Source organism: Rhizobium sp. B230/85 (assembly GCF_019355735.1).
Taxonomy (GTDB): domain Bacteria; phylum Pseudomonadota; class Alphaproteobacteria; order Rhizobiales; family Rhizobiaceae; genus Rhizobium; species Rhizobium rhododendri.
Window position 1 is genome coordinate 402,775 of sequence record NZ_CP072156.1, and the last position, 23,419, is coordinate 426,193.

The following is a 23,419-nucleotide window of genomic DNA, read 5'->3' on the forward strand; positions in this document are numbered from 1 at the left end:
TGATGAGTATTTGCGATTTTAAAGCACTTCCTTATTGAAGCCGGAGCCCGTTATTACCACATCGATTTGAGCGGCTCCGGCATTCAGCCGGCCGCCTTGCGAGGTATTTCACGATGAATCAGTCAGCATTGATTCGGCCGGAGTGGACCCCGGCGACCATCGCGCTCATGGTCCTGGGCTTCGTGGTTTTCTGGCCGCTCGGTCTTGCTATGCTCGCATACATCCTCTTCGGCGATCGCCTGAGAGGCTTCAAACGGGACGTCAACCAGGCAGCCGATGGCATGTTCAGCGGTTTCCGCCGCAACGGCCGTCGTTACCGTCAGCAGTTCAACAGCGAGAACGTCGCTTTTGACGACTGGCGCCAGGCAGAACTCGACCGCCTGGACCAGGAGCGCCGCAGGCTCGACGAGACCCGCGCCGACTTCGACAACTACGTGCGGGAATTGCGCCGCGCCAAAGACCAGGAAGAGTTCGACCGCTTCATGCGTGACCGCACAGCGGCGCGACGCACGGATCAGGGCTCCGGCCAGGAGTTCCGAACCTCCTGACGCATTCGACAGCCGGCATCGCGAGATGCCGGTTTTTCTTTGCAAGACGCTGCAGCGAATCATATAAACCGGATCGATGTTTCCGCTTCTTTCAAAAGTCCGCAAGACTGCCCGGCCGCCGCCTGCTCCGGAGACGAGGACGCTCGACCTTGCAGGAAGGCAGATGCCGCTGACGATCCGCAAGCACGAGCGCGCTACCCGTATTACACTGCGCATCGAGCCGGGTGGCCGCGCCTTGAAGATGACCGTGCCGCATGGCGTGCCGCCGCGCGAGATCAACGCCTTTCTCGACCGCCACCAGGGCTGGCTCATCACCAAGTTGTCGAAGTTCGAGCCTGATGCGAAGCTGCGCGATGGCAGCGAGATCCTGATCCGTGGAGTGCCCCACCAGGTTGAGCATTCAGGCAGCCTGCGTGGCATCACCGAAATCCTCGAACTGGACGGCGAGCGCATCCTGCGTGTCAGCGGAATGCCGGAGCATGCCGGGCGGCGCATTGCAGCCTTCCTGAAGAAGGAAGCGCGCGCCGATCTGGAACGCCTGGTGAAATTGCACGCCGGCACCATCCGCGCCGATGTGGCATCGATCACCATGAAGGATACGCGCAGCCGCTGGGGCTCCTGTTCGTCGCAGGGCAATCTCAGCTTTTCCTGGCGGATCCTGATGGCGCCGCCCGAAGTCATCGACTATCTGGCTGCCCACGAGGTGGCGCACTTGAAGGAAATGAACCACGGCCCCCGCTTCTGGGCGCTGTGCAAAGAGCTTTGCCCGCACATGGAAGAAGCAAAAGCCTGGCTGAAGCGGCATGGCACCCACCTTCATGCCATCGATTTCGGCTAGCGCGGCAGGCTCTGAAATCCAGCAACTGTCGCGAATGGGCTCGACTCTTTTGCCATTTCGTGTCACTTGCCTGCCATGAAACCCGATATCAAGATTTGCGGATTGAAGACGGCCGAGACGGTCGATCGCGCTGTCGCGCGCGGCGCCACACACATCGGTTTCATCTTCTTTGAAAAAAGCCCGCGCTACATCGAGCCCGATCTGGCAGGCGTGCTGGCTGACCGCGTTCGTGGCAAGGCCCTCATCGTCGCCGTGGTGGTCGATCCGGACAATGACGATCTCGATGAGATTATGAACCTGGTTAGGCCCGACGTGCTGCAATTGCATGGCCATGAAAGTCCCGAGCGGGTTCTGACCATCAAGGCCCTCTACGACGTGCTTGTAATGAAGGCCTTTTCCGTGCGGGATGCCGAGGACCTCAGGCGTGTGGAGGCCTATATCGGCATCGCAGATCGCTTCCTGTTCGATGCCAAGGCACCCAAGGGTTCGGAACTGCCTGGCGGAAACGGCGTTGCTTTCGACTGGAGCCTGATGGCGTGGCTTGACGGCCGCGTCGACTACATGCTTTCGGGAGGCCTCAACAAAGACAACGTCGCCCTTGCGCTCGCCTCCACCAAGGCCTCGGGTATCGATATATCGTCCGGTGTGGAAAGTGCGCCGGGCGTCAAGGATCTGACCATGATCGACGAATTTTTCGACGCGGTTGCCTCGGCTCGCATGCCGGCAACAGCCTCAGGGAGTTGACAGTGAACGAGACGCCAAACGTAAATTCCTTCCGCGCCGGGCCAGACGAAGATGGCCGCTTCGGTATCTTCGGTGGACGATTCGTCGCAGAGACGCTGATGCCGCTGATCCTCGCCCTGCAGGCCGAGTGGGAAAATGCCAAGACCGATCCGACCTTCAAGGCCGAGCTCGATTATCTCAACACCCACTATATCGGTCGCCCAAGCCCGTTGTATTTCGCCGAGCGGCTCACAGCCGAGCTTGGCGGCGCGAAGATCTATTTCAAGCGCGACGAACTCAACCACACCGGATCGCACAAGATCAACAATTGCATCGGGCAGATCCTGCTCGCCAAGCGCATGGGCAAGACCCGCATCATCGCAGAAACCGGCGCCGGCCAGCATGGCGTGGCTTCGGCTACCGTTGCTGCTCGCTTCGGGTTGCCCTGCGTTGTCTACATGGGCGCAACCGATGTCGAGCGCCAGGCGCCGAACGTGTTCCGTATGAAGCTGCTCGGTGCCGAGGTCGTTCCCGTCACATCCGGCCACGGTACCCTGAAAGATGCCATGAACGAGGCGCTGCGCGACTGGGTCACCAACGTCGACGACACCTACTATATGATTGGAACTGCGGCCGGACCGCACCCCTATCCGGAAATGGTTCGCGATTTCCAGTCTGTGATGGGCCGCGAAGCCAAGGAACAGATGATGGCCGCAGAAGGCCGCCTGCCGGACATGCTGGTGGCAGCAGTCGGCGGTGGCTCCAATGCGATCGGCCTGTTCCATCCGTTCCTCGATGACAAGAGCGTCCAGATCGTCGGCGTCGAAGCCGGCGGCAAGGGCCTGGAGGGCGAGGAGCACTGTGCGTCGTTGACGGTCGGTTCCCCGGGCGTGCTGCATGGCAACCGCACCTACCTGCTGCAGGACAGGGACGGGCAAATAAAGGAAGGCCACTCGATCTCCGCCGGCCTTGACTATCCCGGCATCGGCCCGGAGCATTCATGGCTGAAGGATATGGGCCGCGTCGAATACGTGCCGATCATGGACACCGAGGCTCTGGCAGCCTTCCAGATGCTGACTCGCCTCGAAGGTATCATCCCGGCACTCGAGCCTGCCCATGCGCTGGCCGAAGTCATCAAGCGTGCGCCGAAGATGGATAAGGACCAGATCATCGTGATGAACCTCTGTGGCCGAGGCGACAAGGATATCTTCACCGTTGGCAAAATTCTCGGCGTGGAGCTCTGACATGACCGCACGGATGGACAAACGCTTCGCCGACCTGAAGACCGAGGGTCGCCCGGCGCTGGTTACCTATTTCATGGCTGGCGACCCAGATTACGAAACGTCGCTCGGCATCATGAGGGCGCTGCCGGAAGCAGGCTCCGACATCATCGAGCTCGGCATGCCTTTCTCGGACCCGATGGCCGATGGTCCGGCAATCCAGATGGCCGGTCAGCGGGCGCTGAAGGCAGGCCAGACGCTGAAGAAGACGCTGCAGCTTGCCGCCGATTTCCGTAAATCCGATGACGCCACGCCGATCGTACTGATGGGCTACTACAACCCGATCTATATTTACGGCGTCGAGAAATTTCTCGATGACGCGCTGGCATCCGGCATCGACGGCCTGATCGTCGTCGACCTACCGCCGGAAATGGATGACGAGCTCTGCATCCCGGCTATCCGCAAGGGCGTTAATTTCATCCGTCTGGCAACACCGACGACGGACGACAAGCGCCTGCCGATGGTGCTTCGCAATACTTCGGGCTTCGTCTACTACGTATCCATGAACGGCATCACCGGCTCGGCTATGGCCGATCCGTCACTTGTCTCGGCTGCCGTCCGCCGTATCAAGAGCCATACCGACCTGCCTGTTTGCGTCGGCTTCGGCGTCAAGACGGCCGAGCATGCGCGGGTCATCGGTGCGGCTGCCGATGGCGTCGTCGTCGGCACTGCGATCGTCAATCAGGTTGCGAATTCGCTGACCGCGGATGGCAAGGCGACTGCCGATACCGTGCAGGCGGTGGCAACCCTTGTTCGTGGTCTTTCAACCGGAACCCGCTCGGCGCGCCTTGTTGCCGCCGAATAGTTCCCCCACATTGGCCTTGGTCAATTCAGTCATTCAGGAGATCTCGATTTGAACTGGATCACGAATTACGTTCGCCCGCGGATCAATTCCATGCTGGGCCGTCGCGATGATATCGCCGAAAATCTCTGGATCAAATGCCCGGAAACCGGAGAAATGGTCTTCCACAAGGATCTGGAAGACAACAAGTGGGTCATTCCTGCTTCCGGCTTCCACATGAAGATGCCGGCAAAGGCCCGCCTGATCGATCTGTTCGACAATGGCGAGTACGAGGCCCTGGTGCAGCCGAAGGTCGCCCAGGATCCGCTGAAGTTCCGTGATTCGAAGAAATACAGCGACCGTCTGAAAGACAGCCGCGTCAAGACCGAGCAGGAAGACACGATTCTCGCCGGGGTCGGCAAGCTGCAGGGACTGAAGATCGTTGCCGTCGTGCACGAGTTCAACTTCATGGGCGGATCGCTCGGTCTCGCTGCCGGCGAGGCGATCGTCAAGGCATTCGAGCGCGCTATTGCCGAGAAATGCCCGCTGGTGATGTTCCCGGCTTCGGGTGGTGCCCGCATGCAGGAAGGCATCCTATCGCTGATGCAGCTGCCGCGCACGACGGTCGCAGTCGACCTCCTCAAGGAAGCAGGCCAGCCCTATATCGTCGTATTGACCAATCCGACGACCGGCGGCGTCACTGCCTCTTATGCGATGCTGGGAGACATTCACCTGGCCGAACCCGGTGCCGAAATCTGCTTCGCCGGCAAGCGCGTCATCGAACAGACGATCCGCGAAAAGCTGCCGGAAGGCTTTCAGACGTCGGAATATCTGCTCGAACACGGCATGGTCGACATGGTCATTAAGCGTCATGATATCCCGGATATGCTGGCACGACTGTTGAAGATCCTGACCAAGCAGCCGGCGACCGCCTCGCTTGAACCGAGCGAGATCGTGCTGCCGATGGCTGTCGGCGCCTGAGTCGACGAAGACCGAAAAGCGGAGGTGCGGAATGGGCTCCATAGATCACTCCACCAAGAGCCAGGCCGAACAGGTGATCGACGAGCTCCTGGGCCTGCACCCCAAGGGCTTCGACCTTTCGCTCGACCGCATCACGCGGCTGCTTGAGCTTCTCGGCAACCCGCAGACCAAACTGCCGCCGGTGATCCATGTCGCCGGCACCAACGGCAAGGGCTCCGTTACAGCGTTCTGCCGGGCGCTGCTCGAAGCGGGCGGCAAAAGCGTTCATGTCCATACGTCACCGCATCTGGTAAACTGGCATGAACGCTATCGCATCGGCGTCAAGGGCGGTCGAGGACAGCTCGTCGACGACGCCGTCTTTGCCGATGCACTGCGCCGCGTCGCTGATGCCAATGCCGGCCAGAAGATCACCGTCTTTGAAATCCTGACCGCAGTCACCTTCCTGCTGTTCTCGGAACAGCCCGCCGATGCGGCGATCATCGAGGTCGGTCTCGGAGGCCGCTTCGATGCGACCAACGTTATCTCCGACCCCGCCGTGTCCGTCATCATGCCGATCTCGCTGGATCATCAGCCTTATCTCGGCGACCGCGTCGAGTTGATTGCCGCTGAGAAGGCGGGGATCATGAAGCGCGGGCTTCCGGTCGTCATCGGCCACCAGCAATATGATGCTGCGCTAGAGGTCTTGACGACGACGGCCGAGAGGCTGCATTGCCCGACGGCAGTATTCGGCCAGGACTTTTCGGCCCATGAGGAATACGGACGGCTGGTCTACCAGGACGAGTTCGGCCTTGCCGATTTATCGCTGCCACGTCTGCCGGGACGCCACCAGCACGCTAACGCTGCTGCCGCCATCCGTGCCGTCAAGGCCGCCGGCTTCATCGTCACTGACGCCATGATGGAAAAGGCGATGACTACGGTCGAATGGCCCGGCCGACTGCAGCGCCTGACTGAAGGCAAGCTCTTCACTCGCGCGCCGAAGGGTGCCGAAATCTGGGTGGACGGAGGGCATAATCCGGGTGCTGGCGAGGTGATTGCCGAGGCGATGGCCGGCTTCGAGGAGCGTCAGGCCCGACCGCTGTTCCTGATCACAGGCATGATCAACACCAAGGATCCGATAGGTTACTTCAAGGCGTTTGCGGGTTTGGCGGAGAAAGTGTTCTGCGTGCCGATCGCCCATAGCGATGCGATGATCGATCCCGTCGTTCTCAGCCATGCGGCCTATGATGCCGGACTGGTCGCCGAGCCGATGTCGTCGGTCGGCGATGCGCTCGACGCAATCATGCGTGCTATGTCCCCGGATACCCTGCCCCCTCGCATCCTGATGGGCGGCTCGCTCTATTTGGTTGGCGAGGTATTGGCCGAAAACGGAACTCCACCGCAATAAAAAAACCCGGACAATGCCGGGCTTTCAACTCTGGTCGCTCTGGCGACGCAATCAGGCGGCGTTGGAAATCCAGCTTGCCAGCGCAGACTTCGGTGCAGCACCAACCTTGATATCGGCAACTTCACCAGCCTTGAAGAGGGCGAGCGTCGGGATCGAGCGGACGCCAAACTTGGCGGCGAGTTCGGGATTTTCATCGATGTTAAGCTTGGCCACCTTGACCTTGCCGGCCATCTCAACGGAAATCTCTTCGAGGCTCGGAGCAATCATCTTGCACGGGCCACACCATTCAGCCCAGAAATCAACCACGACTGGTTCTGCAGAATCTAGAACTTCCGCTTGGAAGTTCGAGTTATCGACTTTCACGGTAGCCATAAAAATGCTCCTTCACCGGAATTAACTGTTGAACCACATGTGATGTTGCGGTGCCGAATTTCAAGCTTTGGTATTTCACTTTGTCATGAGTTCGGCAAGCGCCGATCTGAGAGCTGCCTCCGACAGCGTGTGGACAGTCGCGTTCTCGGAGTAGACCAGCACGCAATCGATGCGCTTGCCCGGATAGAGCGGCGCCAGGATCTCGCGGTATATCGCCAGCTGAGCCTTGTGCGCGAAGGGTATGGCTTCGGCTGTAGCCGGCGGCACGCGATTGGTCTTGTAGTCGAGGATCACCACGCGATCGTCCAGCACCGCCAGCCGGTCGATACGGCCGGAGACCGCATAGGTCTGACGGTCGAGTGCAAGCGTCCCCATAATGGAAACTTCGGCTTGTGCGTGGCTACTGAAAACCCCCAGCAGGTCCTTGTGCGCCATCAGCGCCAAAACTGAGGCGACCAGCGCCTGGCGCTCCGTTGCCGGCCAGAAGCGCGTCGTCCGTTCGGCGTAGCGCGCGGCGGCCTCAGCGCGTTCGGCTGGAGGCAGATCCGGCAGCATCTGCACCATACGGTGGACCAGTCGGCCCTTTTCCAGCGCACGATCGGATGCACCCTTGTCGCCGAACAGCGGGGAAGCGACCGCCAGATTCCCGGCTTCGTCATCGATGATGGTGCCTGCTCCCGACGGGCTCAGCGGACGCGGGAGATGGCGGGGGGACGGAAGCGGTTGCAGCAGGGCAGGCGGCAGCGCCGTTTTGTCCCTTCGTGCCTCCGTCGACACTGCGGTTTCGAGATCTTTTGCCATTCCCCCGACGCGCCAGCGCAGGCCGGTCCAATCGCCGTCAGGTCCGGTGAAAGTGGCCTCAGTACAACGCTCGGGATGTTGTGCGAGGGTGGTCGCGATCATGCTGTGCCAGATGTCGGGGTTCTGTCGCACGCCGCGATAGCCGCAGACGATCAGTCTGTCAGCGGCCCGCGTCATGCCGACATAGAGCAGCCGGCGATATTCCTCCTCTGCCTGGCCCTGGATACGGCTGGCATTGGCCTGGGTCAGCGTGTTGCCGAGCGAACTCAGCGGCAGCCAGGCCGGCATCGGCACTTCTTCGCCGCGCCCCTCCAGCAGCCGCAGCTTCGGCAGATGGCTGGAAGTGAAGGATTTCGAGCCGCCATCGACGAGAAAGACAATCGGCGCCTCCAGCCCCTTGGCGGCATGCACCGTCATGATCCGCACCTCGTTGCGGCCCTTGTCCTGTTCGCGCTTGACGACCGGTGCTTCCAGTTCCAGCGTCGAGACGAAGGATTGCAGGCCGGGCAGCCCGGATGTCTCATGGTCGAGCGCGAATGTCAGGAACTCGTCGAGGATATCGCTGACTTCGCTGCCAAGCCGAGCCAGGAACTGACGCCGACCGCCATGGCTGCCGAGAATTCGCGCAAAGAGATCGTGGACCGAGTAGGTCTTCGACAGTGCCATGAAGAGTTTCAGTCGCTCGACTGCATCGGCAAAGGTATCGTTGCCGTCGGCTGCAAAGGCTTGGAGATGCTGCCAGACGCTGGTGCCATCGCCGCGCAGCGCCGCCACCATGAACACGTCGTCCTCGGAGAGGTCGAAAAGCGGGCTTTTCAGCACCGCCGCCAGCGACAGGTCGTCCTCCGGCAATAGCAGGAAGCGGCCGAGCGCCAGCAGATCCTGGATGGCGATATGGCTGGTCAGCACCAGGCGGTCGGCGCCGGCGACGGCAATGTTGCCACGTTTCTTCAGCGCACGGGTGAGGGCATTGACGAAAGCATCGCGCTTGCGCACCAGCACGAGGATATCACCCGCCTCTATCAGCCGCGTCTTACCCTTGTCGATAATGCTCTCGCGGCCGACCAGTGTATCCATCACATGAGCCATACGCCGCGCGAGAACTGCGGCCGGCGCGCTTTCAGGCGTCGAATCGAAGGGCGCCGTCCAATCCTCTTCCTTGGCGGCAGGCTCCGGCGCGATCATGTGCCAAAGGTCCACTTCCCCCGGATGACCGATACGACTGGAGCGATGGACGACGGCCTCATCGGTGGCGCTGAGGCCCCTGGCATTGTCCGGCGTCGAAAAAACGTGATCGACGGCTGATAGCACGTCAGATGTCGAGCGGAACGACAGCGGCAGCCGCACCGGCGAAAACGCCTGGCCACTGGCAAGCACGCGACGCCGCGTACGGTCGCTCTCCTCGGAGAAACGCTCCGGTCGCGCGCCCTGGAAGGAATAGATCGACTGCTTCTCGTCTCCGACCGCAAACAGCGTCCGCAGCGTCGGCCGGGCGCTGGCGCCGGAGAAAAAATCTTCCGCCAGAGACTGGATGACACTCCACTGGATCGGGCTGGTATCCTGCGCCTCGTCGACGAGAATATGGTCGATGCCCTGGTCGAGCTTGTAGTGGATCCACGGGCCGACACCGCTGCGCATCAAAAGATCGGCCGTTTGGGTGATCAGGTCCTCGAAATCGAGCTGGCTGCGCTGTTTCTTGAGTTCGGCATAATCGGCGTTCAGCCGGTCGGCAAGCGTCAGCGCGGCGCGTGTAGCGCGGTACATCTGCATGCGTTTCAGCCTGTCCCGGCAGTCCACGACATGGGCGCGCGCCGTCACGATGGCATCCGTCAGCTCCGGCGCCTCGGCCAGCATTGCCTTGACAACGAACTGGCCATCGGATTTTGGCTCGCCCTTGGCGGTCAGCATGACCTTTTCAAGGATTTCCACACGCTCGTTGGGATCTAGCGCGCGCATGACCAGCCTCAGGCCGTAGGCGATCTCCTGGGCCTTGCTCCCACCCTTGCTGTCCGCGAGCTCAAGATAGCGGTCCAGCATCGCACCTGACAGTCCCCTCAGCGGCCAGAACTGCTGTGCGATGTCGGCTTCCGTCTCGGTCGCCGACAGCCCCAGCCGCTGGCGCATCACCTTATCGAGGCCGCCGCGCTGTTCCGCATCGAGCGCGAAGCGACGGATGGCGTTACGGTGGGCAATGATCTCGCCCAGCAGCGTCTCGAGACCGGCTTCGTCCCCGAGATCGAGCACATGAGCAAAGGCCTCCGCCAGAGCAGCATCGTCTTCAGGCGTCGTTGCGGTTAGCAAGGAGCGTCGGGCGTCCGCCAGTAGCGTCGTCGCAGCGCGGTCGTCGAGCACCGAAAAATGACCGGCGACATTGGCTTCGAGCGGAAACTGGTGCAGTAGCGCCTCGCAGAAGGCATGGATAGTCTGGATCTTCAGCCCGCCCGGCGTTTCCAAGGCCTTTGCAAAAAGCCGCCGCCCCTCTGCCAGCTTGAAGACGTCCGGCACAGCACCCTCGACATCGGTAATGCGCTTGATCAGTGCTTCGTCCAGCAGTGTTGCCCATTCGGCAAGCCGGTCGAAGACGCGGTTCGACATCTCAGATGCTGCTGCCTTGGTGTATGTCAGGCACAGGATCGCCGAAGGCCGCGCGCCGGCCAGCAGCAGCCGGATCACGCGCTGCGTCAGGACATGCGTCTTGCCGGAGCCGGCATTGGCCGAGACCCACGCAGACCGGGTCGGATCGGAAGCCAGCGATTGCTGGACGGTCGTCCAGCCGATCCAGCTGCCGGCATCGTCGCCTTCCGGAAGCTCTGCCAGTTCACTCATCGTCTGCAGCCTCTTCCGCTTCGGCTGTCGACCATTCCGACACCCGCGCCAGATGGTCGTAATCGCCGCCGAATTCCTGCTGCTGGGCCGGGATCAGCCGCGAGGCGAAACCTTTTTCGCCGGATCGCAGCAGCAAAACGAACTGGCTGAGCTGTTCGATCGATTCGTGGCCGAGATCGAGCGCCGATTTCGGCTGTGTCCGGGCGCTGGCCTTGGCGAGCTCGTTGTTGACCTGATCCTCCCTGAATCGATCGCCCGGCCGTAGGCGCACGTAAAGCAGGTTTTCCGGCGTCAAAGTCCCGACATCGCGAAAGGCACCGGCCTGCAGCGCGTAGGCCTCGAGTGCCAGCTGCGGATCGAGCAGCGCCCGGGCCTGCTGCGGCGTAGGATTGAAGCCGGTCTTGTAGTCGATGATATCGGCCGCCTTGCCGCCCTTCAGGTCGATCCGGTCGGCAACGCCGGTCAGCCGGATGCCGGCGGCTTCGAGATCGACGGCGGCGCGGACTTCGGTAAATGTCTGGCGGATCTGCGGCTGCCGGGCCTTTTCCCAGTTGAGAAAGGCACGTGCGACCTCGCGAAAGCGCGGGCGCCAGACTGCATCGATATGCGGCGGCAACTGCTCGGCGTCGAACAGCTCCGTCAGGATGCGCTCCATTGCCTTCAAGGCATCCGGCGCCGTTGCCAGATGGCCCTCGCGGGTGAAGCGATCGACAATCCGGTGATAGAGCGTGCCGCGCTCGGCAGCGCCGGGGTCGCTGTTGAAAGGATTGACCGGGTCGAGCCGGAGGACGCGGCGGGCATAGATCGCGTAGGGATCGCGCCTCAGGCGTCCGACCTCGCTGAACGAATAGCTTTTCGGCTGCATCGCTGCCGGTGGCTTGGGCGAGGGGCGCTGGGCGGGTGCCTGGCGGTCGCCGGCATCGATCAGTGCTGCCCAGTCGCGAAAACAGTCGCCGCGCACCTTCAGCTCTTCTGCAAATTCCTTGCCGCCCAGCGCCATCAGCCTCTGCAGCCAACGCGAGGCGACTGTGGGCGTAGAGCCCTGGCGCAACGCTCTAGAATAGATGAGGTCCGCCGTGCCGTTTGCCATCTCGAAGTCATGGGCCAGCTGGCCGATGCGTCGCTCCGGCGGCTCCAGGCCGATCTCCGTCTTCATCATCCGCGACACGAATGGATTGTTGGCCGTCTGTCCGGGCCACGAGCCCTCGTTCAGGCCGCCGAGGATGAGGGTGTCGACGCTCTGCAAGCGGGCTTCCAGCGTGCCGAAGATGAACAGCCTGGGATGGCTGAGCGCCCGGGGCTTGACGGCCTGGCCGGCGGAAAGCGCCATCATGATGTCGATCCACTGCGGGCCGTCGGCTTCCATCTGGCCATCGGTCGCCATCACTTCGCGCAGCACGGTCGCCAGCGCATCGCCCGCTTCGGAAGACCAGAGCGCCGCAAGGTCGCCCTTCTCGTCGGCAACCACCGCTTCCAGAGCTCGCCCGGTGCGTTCGGCCCATTCCGACAATGTGAAGCTGGTCGTCAGCCGCCGATCCTCAGGACGGCGTCGGAGCAGGGCGCCAGCCAGCGGTTCGGTCGCGAGCCGCACACGATTGGCAAGTAAGGCCGCAATGTCAGCCGCTTCCGGCGGCAGGCTGTCGCGCCATCTCGGCGCATGGCGATCGTTCTCCTGGTCCGCCAATCGCTGTTCCAGAAGAGGCTCCAGCGTATTGATGTCGACCTCGCCGACGCCTCCGCGCAGGGCCAGCAACTCCAGCGCGTCGACGGCATGATCCAGCACGGATCGTTCCAGCCCGAAGCTCGCAAGGGGGTGTTTGAGCAGGCTGACGATGGCAACGGGGTCGCCGGGCCTGAGCGTTGCCTCGAGCAGCAGCGTCAACAGGCTGCCTTGCGGGGTGGAGGACAGGGGCGTGCCTGCCGAATCATCGGCAACGATGCCGAAGCGGGCAAGTTCAGCCGTCACGCGACGCGCCAAGTTCCGGTCGGGCGTAATCAGCGCCGCCTGGCTTTCATTGCCGTTACGGCCAGGCTTTTCCAGCGCCAGCCGCAGGGCAACCGCGATGGCCGTCGCCTCTTCGCGCTCGTTCGCAGCCTCGATCAGCGAGACATCGGCGAACGCCGCGCGAAACGCGCCGGGCGGCAGCGTCTTTTGCCAATCTCCCCAGCCGCTCGTAGCCTTGGCTGGCGCCAGCGCACGGGACAGGATTTCGGCACGCCGCTGCAGATCGACCGGCGCCGTCTCTATGGTATCGACCTCGGCCCGCTCCGTTTTCAGTTGCCGCAACAGGTGCGCAAGGCCGTATTGTGGATGGCTGCGGCTGGCCGGATCGACCCGATCGGCAATGCCGGCAATCGGCGCGACCATGGCCCAGTCCTCATCGGACATCGTCTGGTCGAGACCCGGCAATACGATGACGCCTTGCGGCAGGGCAGCGACGGCGGCTATCAGCTCGGCGGTGGCCGGCACGGAACCGGTCGAACCGGCGATGATGATCGGCCCTGTGGGCTGCGCGGTCGCCAGTCGTTTGGCCTCGGCGCGCAGGATGGCATTGCGATGCCGGGCTGGCGAGGACCGGCCAAGTTCGTCCAGGCGGGCCGGCCAGAAGGCGCTGGCGATCTGCAGAAATTCGGCTGTCAATTGCCACCAGAGAGCATGATCCTGGGCATCCAGCGTCGCGAGATCAGCCCAGTCGCGGTCTTCCGTCTCGATCGAATCGATCAGTTCGGCAAGATTGCGCGCAAGCCAGATCGCATCGGCCGGGCTGGCAGGCGCCACGAGCGGTGAATCGGAGTGGATGTCACGGACGATCTGCGGCAGCTTGTTGCGCCAAGCGAGGATCAAGCGGGCCAACTCCAACAGCCGGGCGGTGTTCGAGAGTGGCTGCAGCAGGTCGGCGGTAGCTGGCAAGTCCTCGTCGAAATAGCCGCTATCTTCATCGGTTTCGCCAAGGGGCCGGATAACGGGGAGGATCGCCGATTGGCCGCCGAGCAGATCGACAAAAGCGGAGCGCAGCACGCGGGCTGCACGGCGTGTCGGCAAATAGATCGTTACCTTGGCAAGGGACAGCGGATCGGCAGGATCGTGGCGAAAGTGTTCGGTCAGCCGCCCGTCGCACAGCGCTGCTGCAAGCGTCGCAAGGAAGGGCAGTCCCGCCGGTATCGTCAGGATGCGCTGCCGGTGCTTCATGATAGCTCGCTTGTGCCGATGCGACGGAGCGTCTCTTCCGCAGCTTCTATTGCATCCGGCGTCCCGACCGTCAGCCATTCGCCCTCAAGTATCACGCCGTAAAGCCTGCCGCTCGCTATGGCCCGGTCGAAATAGAGGTTGAGGTTGAAGGCTTCGTCCGGCGCGTCGTCGAACAGTGCAGGATGCAAGGCAATTGCGCCGGCATAAACCACGGGATTGGGCATTCCCTCGCGGTAGCGCGTCAGGCAACCATCGGCAGCCATAGAGAAATCCTTCTTGCCGTCATGGCCGGTCGTCTTTTCCAGCGGGACGCAAAGCAAGGCCATGTCCATGGTGCCCGCATTGAAGAAGTCCGCCAATCGCTCGAGGTTCGTTGGCGCCCCAGGCGTTTCGCCGATCCAGAAAAGGTCGGCGTTCATGACCAGAACCGGGTCGCGGCCGAGCAGCTTCAGGCCTTTGGCAAGACCACCGCCGGAGTTCATCAGGCCTCCGGTCTCGTCGGATACCACGATCTCCAGTCCCTCACGAGCTTGGAGATAAGCTCGCATCTGATCAGGATGATGATGAATATTGATTGCGACCCTGTCGACCCCTGCGGCGACCAGAAGGTCGAGCACATAGTCGAGCATCGGCTTGCCACCAATCTTCACCAGCGGCTTCGGGGTGTGGTCGGTAATCGGGCGCATGCGGGTTCCAAGCCCCGCTGCGAGCACCATGGCCTGTTTAATGGTCATCTGATCCGGTATTTATGATTCGCCTGCGCCTATACCAGCCCTTGCGCACCAATCGCGCAAGGGGGCAAGCGTTTCGTGCTCAAATGCACCCTGCAGGTAGGTGAGGGTACGCGGCATATGCTGGAGATAGCCCGGCTTTCCATCCCGCTGCTTCAACCTGACCCACAGTCCGGCCAGCTTGCAGTTGCGCTGCGCCGACATGATAGCCCAGCTTTTCAGGAACAACGGCTCGTCGAAGCCTGGCTGGGCGCGACGGAGCGCCAGGTAGTCACCCATCAGTTGCTCGAACAGCGGCCGCTCGATGGTGACGCGGGCGTCCTGTACGAGAGATGCCAGGTCATAAGCCGTCGGCCCGATCATTGCGTCCTGGAAGTCGATCAGGCCGATGCGGCGAATACCGACGTCCTCGCCACGCCAGATGATGTTCGGGGAATGCAGGTCGCGCAGCAGCAGGCTCTTTTCCGAGGCGGCGAGCTGGTCGATGAGATCGTCCCAGATTGCCAGATATTCTGCGCGTTCCGTGGTGCTGGCAGCTTCGCCGCGTTTCCAGGGCAGGTACCAGTCGAGCAGCAGGCGGGCTTCCATGCCCATCGCCGTACGGTCGAAATCCGGAATATGGTGGACATGATCTGAAGTCACCACGATATCGCGAGGCAGGGTTAGCCCGTGCAACTGTGCCAGGCAGGCGATGCCGGCTTGATATCGCTCCGGGATGGGTCTTCCGTGCGTGTCGAGAATACCATCGGTGCCGAGGTCCTCGATCAGCAGAATGCCTTGCTCGTAGTCGACATGATAGATTTCCGGCGTGGCGAAACCGTTGTCCCGCAGCGTGCCCGCGATCGCCACGAAGGGATAAGCGTCTTCGGCAAGGTGCGCGATCTTGGGGTAAGGTTTGCCGTCCAGCACCGGGGGTCCCTCCGGACGGCGTGGCCAGTCCATGAGGATGATGCGCTTGCTTCCGTCGGCAGGGTAGATCGATTCATAAGCGCGCATCGACGCATCGCCTGTCAGGAAGCGACGTTCGGCGCCTGCAAGCCCGCTCTCGTCGAGAAACGAGCGGATATCCAACACGCGCCGGATGCGGGCTGCCTGGCCTGGCGGTGCCGATATAGTCGCGCGGCGCCCTTGGCCTTCGGTCTCGAGACGAAGTGTAATACGACTTGCGGGTAATTCCGTCTCCGCCATTTCAGGCCATTCGACCAGGCAGATACCGGTATCGAGCGCCTCGTCGAAACCCAGTTCCACGAGTTCCGTCGGATCGCCGAGACGATAGAGATCGAAATGCGAAACTGGAATGCGCAGCGCATAGCACTGGACAAGCGTGAACGTCGGGCTAGACACTTCCAGGCCCTCGTCGTCGGCCATCGCCCGCAGGAAGGCGCGTGCCAGCGCCGATTTGCCTGCGCCAAGATCGCCGCTCAGCGCCAGGCAGTCGCCCACCGTAAGCGCGAGCGCCAGATCTTCGCCGAGTTGGCGTGTCGCCGCGTCATCTTGCAGAAAGACCGAGATCGGGGCGTCCATGGACGTCACTCGGCAGCGGCAATCGATTGCGGCACGTCTGCAGACGGAATGCGGCAGCGCACGATGGTTCCCTTGCCGGGCTGGCTGTCGATGGAAACTTGGCCGTTATGCAGGCTGACGAAGCTTTCGACGATCGACAGCCCGAGACCGGCGCCGCTGCGCTTTCCGCCCTTGCCGTTGGACGCGAAGCGTTTGAATACCGTTCCCATTACGTCTTCCGGGATACCCGGGCCTTGATCGGCAACAGAAAACAGGAAGTCGGTGCCGTCACGGTGGCATTTCAGCGAAATGACCGAGCCTTCGGGCGCAAAATTGGCGGCATTGTTGAGAAGCTTCAGCAAAATCTGCTTCAGGCGCTGCTGGTCGGCAACGACGCTGCCAAGTTGTGCTGGGACAATGATTTCCAGCGTTACGCCACTCTCCTGCAGCCTGTCCGCGATTTGCAGCGAGACGTCATCCAAAAGGTCATCGAGCAGGATGTTACTGCAATTGAGCCGCATGATACCAGCATCGACGGTCGCCAGATCGAGAATGTCGTTGACGAGCGTCAGCAGCACCGAAGAAGATGTGGCGATATGGTCGATATACTCGGCCTGCCGCTCGCTGAGCGGTCCGATACCGGGCGTCTTCAGGAGGTCGGTAAATCCGATGATGTTGGTCAGCGGCGAGCGCAGTTCGTAGGATACGTGCTGGACGAAATCGTTCTTCAGCTCGTCTGCCTTGCGCAGCGCCTCGTTCTTTTCCGTCAAGGCGCGCTCGGCGCGGACGCTGTCCGTCATATTGACGAAAGTCAGCATCGTCTGGGCATTCGGCAGCGGTGTCACCGCATAATCGAGCACCAGCCCGGAGAATAGCTCGAGCGTCCCTTGCGAAGAAGGTCGCTCGTCGTTGAAGCTGGTGATCTGTTCGGCAAAGGATTTCCAGCCGTCCGGCTTGTCATAGGAGGCGAGGCAGGCATCGGCCACCATGCGGATATGGGTTCCGGGCTTGGCTTCAGTCTCGCTGATGCCCCATAGCGCGCGGAACGCCGGGTTGGACAGCCGCATGCGACCGTCGGGCCCGAACACCGCCACACCTTCCGAAAGGTGGTCGATGGTCTCGCCCTGGACTTTGACGAGCGTATTGTAGCGTGTTTCGAGATCCACCTGCTCGGTGAGGTTTTCGAACACCCAGGTGGCGCCACCCTGGGGATGCGCGGTCGCGAAAACGCGCAGGATCTGGCCGTTCGGCAGATGCCAGAGGTCGGATTGCGTATCCAGCGCCCGGTAGACGGAGAGCACGCTTTCCTTCCAGGTCTTCCAGTTCAGCGGTTCCGGCAGCTTCTTGGCAGCGCGCAGCCGGTCCAGCAGTTCGCTGTTGTCGGGCTTCGATTCCAGGAACGAGATATCGAGTTCCCAGAGCTGCACGAAGGCCTGGTTGTAGAATTGCAGACGACGGTTGCCGTCGAAGATGGCAACGGGTGTCGCGAGATGGTCGAGCGTCTCGGCATGGCTCTTCAGCGTGCGCTGTAGTTCGGCGCGTACAGCCTCTGTCTCCGACACGTCGATTGCCATGCCTGCCGAACCGCTGCGGGCGCGCACGTCGACCACGTCGAAAAACGTACGGTTGCCGCGGACGACAGTCGAAATCTTGTCGTGGAAAGGCGAGTCGGGCGTTGCGGAGGCGCGGATGCGTTCGCGGGCGATGGTGCTCAGGAACTCACGACCCTCGCGGATCGCTTCCTCCGGTGAAACGGCTTCCACGGCTTCGCCATAGGCATGATTGACCCATGTCAGCTTGCCGTCTGGATCACGCTGCCAGACGGGAAGGTCGATGGCATCGAGCAGGTTCTGAAAGGCCGAGATGGACGTCAGCAACCGGTCCCGCTCGATCTTGATTTCAGCCAGTTCGGCACGGAGGTTGTTCAGCGCGACAAATCGCACAAACGCTCGCCCGCCGGAGATCCGGCCCTGCGCTTCGAGAATTTCGTCGCGGTTGGTTTCGACGACCATGTCAAAGCCTTGGCCGCTGCTGCGCAGTTTGTCGATTGCCTTGTCGAGATCGCCGGCCGACCATGATTTCATCCAGCGCCCGAATGCCAGAAACTCGTTGTCTTGCGGCGCGCCGGTCTCGACAGGAAGCTGACCCAGCAGTTCCGGCCGTGTGTTGGGCCCGTCCCAGATGACGATGCGGCGGTTCTTGTCGGCGATCAGCGCCTGGTAGCGGGAGATGCGCTGGTTGGCGTCTGACAAGGCTGTGCGGATCTCGCGGCTTTCCGTCTCGAGGTTGCCACGCTGGCGGACGAGCCACAGCGTCGACAACAGGGCGGCAGAAACGACGCCGATCACTACAGAGAAGGTGACCATTTCCGACGATGTGAACAAGCGGGCGGCGGTCGGCATCTGCGCCTGGGCGAGCGCCGGGCCTGCGAGTGCCGCGATGGCGGTTCCGGAAGCAAGAAAGGAAAGGATGGCGAGGAAGCGCGACGATTTACGCGGCGCGCGCTGGCGATTGCAATCAGCCGCCTGTATTCCGTCTTGCCTTGGCAAGCCTGGACCGCAGGGTCGCGCGTCAGCCTGCTCTGGCAGGCTTTCGTTCATTTCCATCAGCGGTCTGTCTCCGTCCTGTAATGTGCCGTATCTCGACAAGACATCCCAATTTCGCAGGGTCCCGAAGCTCGGTTCAATGCGAATCAAGTCCCAAAAGGATACAGTTTTAACGATTCCGCGAAAAGACTCCTGCCCAAAAAAGAAGCCGCAGCATTTGTCAATGCTGCGGCCACAAGATGTTGTGGATATAGAGAGTAAAATTAGTACCTGTAGTGGTCAGCCTTGAAGGGGCCCTGAGCCGGGACGCCGATATAGGCAGCCTGCTCCGTCGAAAGTTCGGTCAGCTTGACGCCGAGCTTGGCGAGATGGAGGCGGGCAACCTTTTCGTCGAGGTGCTTCGGCAGAACGTAGACGTCGTTCTTGTATTCGCCAGGCTTGGTGAACAGTTCGATCTGGGCCAGCGTCTGGTTGGTGAACGATGCCGACATCACGAAGGAAGGATGACCGGTGGCGTTGCCGAGGTTCAGCAGGCGGCCTTCCGACAGCAGGATCATGCGGTTGCCCTTGGGGAACTCGATCATGTCGACCTGCGGCTTGATATTCGTCCACTTCAGGTTCTTCAGCGAAGCGACCTGGATTTCGTTATCGAAATGGCCGATGTTGCCGACGATTGCCATGTCCTTCATCTCGCGCATATGCTCGATGCGGATAACGTCCTTGTTGCCGGTGGTGGTGATGAAGATGTCGGCCGAAGAGACCACGTCTTCGAGCGTAACGACTTCAAAACCGTCCATGGCAGCCTGCAGGGCGCAGATCGGGTCGACTTCCGTGACCTTGACGCGGGCGCCAGCGCCGAGCAGCGAAGCGGCCGAACCCTTGCCGACGTCACCGTAACCGCAGACAACGGCAACCTTGCCGGCCATCATCACGTCGGTACCGCGGCGGATACCGTCGACGAGCGATTCCTTGCAGCCGTACTTGTTGTCGAACTTCGACTTGGTGACGCTGTCATTGACGTTGATTGCCGGGAATGGCAGCAGGCCCTTCTGGCTGAGTTCGTAGAGGCGATGAACGCCTGTGGTAGTTTCTTCGGTAACGCCCTTGATGGCATCGCGCTGCTTGGTGAACCAGCCGGGCGAAGCGGCCATGCGCTTCTTGATCTGTGCCATGAGGATGACTTCTTCCTCGGAGGTCGGCGTCGACAGCACATCTTCGCCGGCTTCGGCGCGGGCGCCGAGAAGGATGTACATGGTGGCATCGCCGCCATCGTCGAGGATCATGTTGGAAAAGCCACCGTCGGCCCACTGGAAGATCCGGTCGGTGTAGGTCCAGTAGTCCTCAAGGGATTCACCCTTGATGGCGAAGACCGGAATGCCCGAGGCGGCAATCGCGGCGGCAGCATGGTCCTGGGTCGAGAAGATGTTGCAGGAAGCCCAGCGAACTTCCGCACCCAGCTTGACCAGGGTTTCGATCAGCACGGCCGTCTGGATGGTCATGTGAAGCGAACCGGTGATGCGCGCGCCCTTAAGCGGCTGCGTCGGGCCGAATTCCTCACGGCAGGACATCAGTCCCGGCATTTCGGTTTCGGCAATATCGATTTCCTTGCGACCAAAGTCGGCAAGCGCGATATCGGCGACAACGTAGTCCTTGTCAGTGCTCATTGAATTCTCCAGCCTGGACAGGGCACCCGGACCACCGGCTTGCGGCGACGGAATGCGTGGGGGATTTTTGGGGCGCAGTCGCGCCGACAGAGACCCCGTCTAGCAGGCCGGACGGCAAAATGCAACCATCATATAAAGAAGTCTTTATGTCTTTATATGATTTACCGTTTACATTTCCTCGCCAAATTTATTGGCAATCAGGGCATCCAGGGCGTTCAGCGCCTCTTCCGCCTGGTTTCCGCTGGCGGTGACCAGCACGCTGCAGCCTGGGCTTGCAGCAAGCATCATCAGGCCCATGATCGAATTTCCCCCCACGGTCGTTCCATCCCTGGACACCGTGATAGCGGCATCGAAGGCTTCGACGGTCTGGACGAATTTTGCCGAGGCGCGAGCATGCAGGCCACGTTTATTGATGATGAGCAGTTCGCGGGAATGCGATGTCATGGGCGAGATAGCCGCTCCGTCACTTGCCGCTCAAGACGCGGCTGGCCACATTGATATATTTCCGTCCGGCTTCCGATGCTTCGACCAGCGCCCTTTCCATATTGTTTTCGCCGCGCACGCCAGCCAGCTTTATCAGCATCGGGAGGTTGACGCCGGCAATGACTTCCGTATGGCCGCTGTTCATCACCGAGATCGCCAGGTTGGAGGGCGTGCCGCCAAACATATCTGTGAGGATAATCACTCCGTGGCCGTCATCGGCACCGGCGACGGCCTGGATGATGTCCTGTCTCCGGCGATCCATATCGTCTTCCGGGCCGATGGAGACGGTTTCGATGAATTTCTGCGGACCAACGACATGCTCGACGGCATGACGAAACTCTTCAGCCAGCTTGCCATGTGTGACAAGCACAAGTCCGATCATGATATTACTGCTCCCATCGCATAAGCAAACAGGTGGCCCTTATCGCAACGCAGCAATCGCGTCCACCGGTGGGGGGACATCTTGGCCATGAAAAGCCGAAGTGCAAGCGTAAAATGCGGAGATTGGCCCTCATCCTTTGCTCGGGTTGCCGCCATCAGAAGCACTGCGGATGCATCGCCATGATGATGGCAAGCGGATTGATACTTGTTTTTGAAAGGTGGATCGCCGGCAGAACGATGCCCTCGGAGACCTCGATCTCGGCACCTTCCGGCGGAAGCCTTTCGGCGGTCGCAAGGTCGACAGGCAAGACTGCGAAATGCATCTGGTTGGAAAGGACGCTGCCGATCCGGAGGATCCCGGTGCCGCGGATCTCGATGAGCCCTGCGATGGACGGTGGACATTCGGCAATGACGCTGCCGTCGCGACGCGCGACAAGCACGCGATCGTCAGCTACGAGCGCCGACGACAGCCCCAACTGTCTGGCCGATGCGAGACAGGCAAAGGCGAGGGCCGATTTTCCGATGCCGGAGGGTCCGAGAAAGAGCAGCCCGGTCGCGCCGACCACGATAGCGGTGCCGTGGATGTTGATCGCCTCTCGCATCAGGCGCTGGCCTCGGCGGGGAGGGACAGGATAAAGCGAGCGCCGCGCGATTTTCCGGTGTCGGCATCGATGATGTTTTCCGCCCTCAGCGAACCGTTATGCGCCTCGGCAATCTGCCGGCTGATCGACAGGCCGAGCCCGGAATTCTGTCCGAATCCTTCGGCTTCAGGTCTGTCTGTGTAGAAACGCTCGAAAATCCTGTCGATGTCTTCCGCCTGGATGCCGGGACCGTTGTCTTCGATGTGCACCAGGCAACGTGTTCGCGTCCGTGACAGGCGCACGACGATCTTGCCGCCGTCGGCTGGGACGAAGGACCTGGCATTTTCGATCAGGTTGGTGATGATCTGGCTGATGCGCAGTTCGTGACCGTTAATGAGGAAGCGTGTTTTTGCTCCCGGCTTGCGGTCGACGACATAGTCGATCTCTACGGCTTTCTTGCTATGGCGTACCTGCTGCGACAGGTCGACCATGTCACGCAGCAGGACTTCCATGTCGATCTGCTCGGCATCGCTGCGCGCCAGTTCGGCATCCAGGCGCGACGCGTCGGAGATGTCGCTGATCAGGCGATCAAGCCGCCGGACATCGTGCTGGATGACATCCATCAACCGCTTTTTGGAATCGTCGTTGCGTGCGAGCGGCAGCGTTTCGACGGCGCTGCGCAGCGACGTCAGCGGGTTCTTGAGCTCGTGGCTGACATCGGCCGCGAAGCTTTCGATGGCGTCGATGCGGTCATAGAGGGCAGTCGTCATTTCCCTGAGCGCAATCGACAGATTGCCGATTTCGTCTTGGCGAGCGGAAAAATCGGGGATTTCCTCGCGCACTTTCGAGCCTCTGCGCACCCGGATGGCCGCAGCCGACAGTCGCCGTAGCGGATTGGCGATCGTCGATGACAGCAGCAGCGACAGCGCCACATTGACCAGCGTCGCGACGCCGAAGACGCGCATGATAGCCAGTCGTTCTGCGTGAACGATCTTGTCGATATCGCCGGCCTGGGTGGACAGAAGCAGGACGCCAAGCACGGCGCGGGCGCGCTGCACAGGGACGGCGACGGAAACGATCAGCTCGCCCTTTTCCGTGCTGCGGACAACTGCGCCACGCACACCGGTGAGTGCGTTCATCACCTCGGGATAGATGGAACCGTCGCCGCCAGGGGCTTCCTTGTAGACCGGCAGGTTGGCCGGTTGCAGCATCTTGTTGAGAAGCCCGCTGAACCAGTCCGACCAGCTCTGGACTTCGTCGTCGACCGGCGGCAGATCGTAACGCAATACTTGGCCGCGCGAATAGAGATGACGCGAATCCAGCAGCAGGTTGGCATCGGCATCGAAAATGCGAGCCCGGGTGCGGGTCGGCGAAATAAGCCTCCGTAGTACCGGTGCTACCTTTTCCGGATCGATCGGGAACTCCAGGTCATCGTCGTTGGGCGCCGGCGTGATGCTCTGGCCGGCCTGCAACTCGAGTAGCTTTTCCGGATCGATGGTGATCGAGTTGGTGTCGACCGAGGCGGATGCGGAGACTGCGCCGGCGATGATTTCGCCTTGCGTCAAAAGGCTTTCGACGCGGGCATCGATCAGGCCCTCGCGAAACTGGTTGAGATAGAGAATGCCGCCAACCAGCACGATGAGCGCCGCAAGGTTGAAGAAAAGGATGCGGCGCGTGAGACTGGAAAAAACGGCGTTGCCGAAAATGCGGCGGATCAGCGTGAACGGATGCGTCCAGCGGCTGCCGGCCTGTCCCTCCGCCTCTTCCGTATCCCTATGCTGCACAAGCTGTGCCACGCCGCGGCCC

The 23,419-nt window shown here is 61.5% G+C and carries 18 protein-coding genes; 7 read left to right on the forward strand and 11 right to left on the reverse strand.

What is annotated here, in order from left to right:
- The first annotated feature begins 113 nt into the window (after positions 1–113).
- The 7 genes from J5289_RS01910 (at position 114) to J5289_RS01940 (ending at position 6,535) form a co-directional block, all read left to right on the forward strand.
- Positions 114–548, forward strand: coding sequence for a DUF2852 domain-containing protein (locus tag J5289_RS01910; protein WP_142828691.1), 435 nt, complete (start codon positions 114–116; stop codon positions 546–548).
- 76 nt (positions 549–624) lie between these two features.
- Positions 625–1,386 (forward strand): M48 family metallopeptidase, encoded by a 762-nt coding sequence (locus J5289_RS01915; RefSeq protein WP_209185440.1) that lies wholly within the window; start codon positions 625–627, stop codon positions 1,384–1,386.
- A 75-nt stretch (positions 1,387–1,461) separates the two neighbouring features.
- A complete protein-coding gene (locus tag J5289_RS01920; RefSeq protein WP_209185441.1) occupies positions 1,462–2,130 on the forward strand; it encodes a phosphoribosylanthranilate isomerase in 669 nt (222 codons plus the stop codon).
- A 2-nt stretch (positions 2,131–2,132) separates the two neighbouring features.
- The gene (gene trpB / locus J5289_RS01925; RefSeq protein ID WP_142828685.1) at positions 2,133–3,353 is read left to right on the forward strand and encodes a tryptophan synthase subunit beta; all 1,221 of its coding nucleotides are present in this window, start codon (positions 2,133–2,135) and stop codon (positions 3,351–3,353) included.
- Between the two features lies 1 nt (position 3,354).
- Positions 3,355–4,194 carry a tryptophan synthase subunit alpha gene (gene trpA / locus J5289_RS01930; RefSeq protein WP_142828683.1) on the forward strand — a complete coding sequence of 280 codons (840 nt, stop codon included), beginning with the start codon at positions 3,355–3,357 and terminating at the stop codon, positions 4,192–4,194.
- Positions 4,195–4,242: 48 nt separating this feature from the next.
- Positions 4,243–5,151 (forward strand): acetyl-CoA carboxylase, carboxyltransferase subunit beta, encoded by a 909-nt coding sequence (accD, locus tag J5289_RS01935; RefSeq protein WP_142828681.1) that lies wholly within the window; start codon positions 4,243–4,245, stop codon positions 5,149–5,151.
- Between the two features lie 31 nt (positions 5,152–5,182).
- Entirely contained in the window at positions 5,183–6,535 is a 1,353-nt protein-coding gene (locus tag J5289_RS01940; protein WP_142828679.1) for a folylpolyglutamate synthase/dihydrofolate synthase family protein, read from the forward strand.
- A 51-nt stretch (positions 6,536–6,586) separates the two neighbouring features.
- On the opposite strand, the gene trxA is transcribed toward J5289_RS01940, so the two are convergent.
- From trxA to J5289_RS01995, 11 genes are all read right to left on the reverse strand, one after another.
- Entirely contained in the window at positions 6,587–6,907 is a 321-nt protein-coding gene (gene trxA / locus J5289_RS01945; RefSeq protein WP_111222142.1) for a thioredoxin, read from the reverse strand.
- Positions 6,908–6,982: 75 nt separating this feature from the next.
- Entirely contained in the window at positions 6,983–10,534 is a 3,552-nt protein-coding gene (addA, locus tag J5289_RS01950; RefSeq protein WP_209207477.1) for a double-strand break repair helicase AddA, read from the reverse strand.
- Positions 10,527–13,724: a double-strand break repair protein AddB gene (gene addB / locus J5289_RS01955; protein ID WP_209185443.1), complete on the reverse strand. Its 3,198-nt coding sequence runs from the start codon at positions 13,722–13,724 to the stop codon at positions 10,527–10,529. Before addB ends, addA begins: the two co-directional genes overlap by 8 nt.
- On the reverse strand, positions 13,721–14,458 hold the full coding sequence (locus tag J5289_RS01960) for a nucleotidyltransferase family protein (RefSeq protein ID WP_209207476.1): 738 nt from the start codon (positions 14,456–14,458) through the stop codon (positions 13,721–13,723). The genes addB and J5289_RS01960 overlap by 4 nt, the downstream gene beginning before the upstream one ends.
- A gap of 12 nt (positions 14,459–14,470) precedes the next feature.
- Positions 14,471–15,979 (reverse strand): tRNA (adenosine(37)-N6)-threonylcarbamoyltransferase complex ATPase subunit type 1 TsaE, encoded by a 1,509-nt coding sequence (gene tsaE / locus J5289_RS01965; RefSeq protein WP_247749241.1) that lies wholly within the window; start codon positions 15,977–15,979, stop codon positions 14,471–14,473.
- Positions 15,980–15,984: 5 nt separating this feature from the next.
- Complete coding sequence (locus J5289_RS01970; RefSeq protein ID WP_209185486.1) at positions 15,985–18,567, reverse strand: PAS domain-containing sensor histidine kinase; 2,583 nt, start codon at positions 18,565–18,567, stop codon at positions 15,985–15,987.
- A gap of 200 nt (positions 18,568–18,767) precedes the next feature.
- On the reverse strand, positions 18,768–20,168 hold the full coding sequence (gene ahcY / locus J5289_RS01975; RefSeq protein WP_142828668.1) for an adenosylhomocysteinase: 1,401 nt from the start codon (positions 20,166–20,168) through the stop codon (positions 18,768–18,770).
- Positions 20,169–20,336: 168 nt separating this feature from the next.
- Positions 20,337–20,612: an HPr family phosphocarrier protein gene (locus J5289_RS01980; RefSeq protein WP_111222148.1), complete on the reverse strand. Its 276-nt coding sequence runs from the start codon at positions 20,610–20,612 to the stop codon at positions 20,337–20,339.
- Positions 20,613–20,631: 19 nt separating this feature from the next.
- Positions 20,632–21,033, reverse strand: coding sequence for a PTS sugar transporter subunit IIA (locus J5289_RS01985; RefSeq protein ID WP_209185446.1), 402 nt, complete (start codon positions 21,031–21,033; stop codon positions 20,632–20,634).
- Between the two features lie 154 nt (positions 21,034–21,187).
- A complete protein-coding gene (locus J5289_RS01990; protein WP_209185447.1) occupies positions 21,188–21,634 on the reverse strand; it encodes an HPr kinase/phosphorylase in 447 nt (148 codons plus the stop codon).
- Positions 21,634–23,409, reverse strand: a complete 1,776-nt coding sequence (locus J5289_RS01995) for a sensor histidine kinase (protein ID WP_209185448.1) — start codon at positions 23,407–23,409, stop codon at positions 21,634–21,636. Before J5289_RS01995 ends, J5289_RS01990 begins: the two co-directional genes overlap by 1 nt.
- Positions 23,410–23,419: the final 10 nt, after the last annotated feature.

What these genes read in the sequence shown, in the direction of transcription:
- J5289_RS01910 (WP_142828691.1), top strand. Translation starts at nt 114, where the DNA reads ATGAATCAGTCAGCATTGATTCGGCCGGAGTGGACCCCGGCGACCATC.
- J5289_RS01915 (WP_209185440.1), top strand. Translation starts at nt 625, where the DNA reads ATGTTTCCGCTTCTTTCAAAAGTCCGCAAGACTGCCCGGCCGCCGCCT.
- J5289_RS01920 (WP_209185441.1), top strand. Translation starts at nt 1,462, where the DNA reads ATGAAACCCGATATCAAGATTTGCGGATTGAAGACGGCCGAGACGGTC.
- trpA (WP_142828683.1), top strand. Translation starts at nt 3,355, where the DNA reads ATGACCGCACGGATGGACAAACGCTTCGCCGACCTGAAGACCGAGGGT.
- J5289_RS01940 (WP_142828679.1), top strand. Translation starts at nt 5,183, where the DNA reads ATGGGCTCCATAGATCACTCCACCAAGAGCCAGGCCGAACAGGTGATC.
- trxA (WP_111222142.1), bottom strand. Translation starts at nt 6,907, where the DNA reads ATGGCTACCGTGAAAGTCGATAACTCGAACTTCCAAGCGGAAGTTCTA.
- addA (WP_209207477.1), bottom strand. Translation starts at nt 10,534, where the DNA reads ATGAGTGAACTGGCAGAGCTTCCGGAAGGCGACGATGCCGGCAGCTGG.
- addB (WP_209185443.1), bottom strand. Translation starts at nt 13,724, where the DNA reads ATGAAGCACCGGCAGCGCATCCTGACGATACCGGCGGGACTGCCCTTC.
- J5289_RS01960 (WP_209207476.1), bottom strand. Translation starts at nt 14,458, where the DNA reads ATGACCATTAAACAGGCCATGGTGCTCGCAGCGGGGCTTGGAACCCGC.
- tsaE (WP_247749241.1), bottom strand. Translation starts at nt 15,979, where the DNA reads ATGGACGCCCCGATCTCGGTCTTTCTGCAAGATGACGCGGCGACACGC.
- ahcY (WP_142828668.1), bottom strand. Translation starts at nt 20,168, where the DNA reads ATGAGCACTGACAAGGACTACGTTGTCGCCGATATCGCGCTTGCCGAC.
- J5289_RS01980 (WP_111222148.1), bottom strand. Translation starts at nt 20,612, where the DNA reads ATGACATCGCATTCCCGCGAACTGCTCATCATCAATAAACGTGGCCTG.
- J5289_RS01985 (WP_209185446.1), bottom strand. Translation starts at nt 21,033, where the DNA reads ATGATCGGACTTGTGCTTGTCACACATGGCAAGCTGGCTGAAGAGTTT.
- J5289_RS01990 (WP_209185447.1), bottom strand. Translation starts at nt 21,634, where the DNA reads ATGCGAGAGGCGATCAACATCCACGGCACCGCTATCGTGGTCGGCGCG.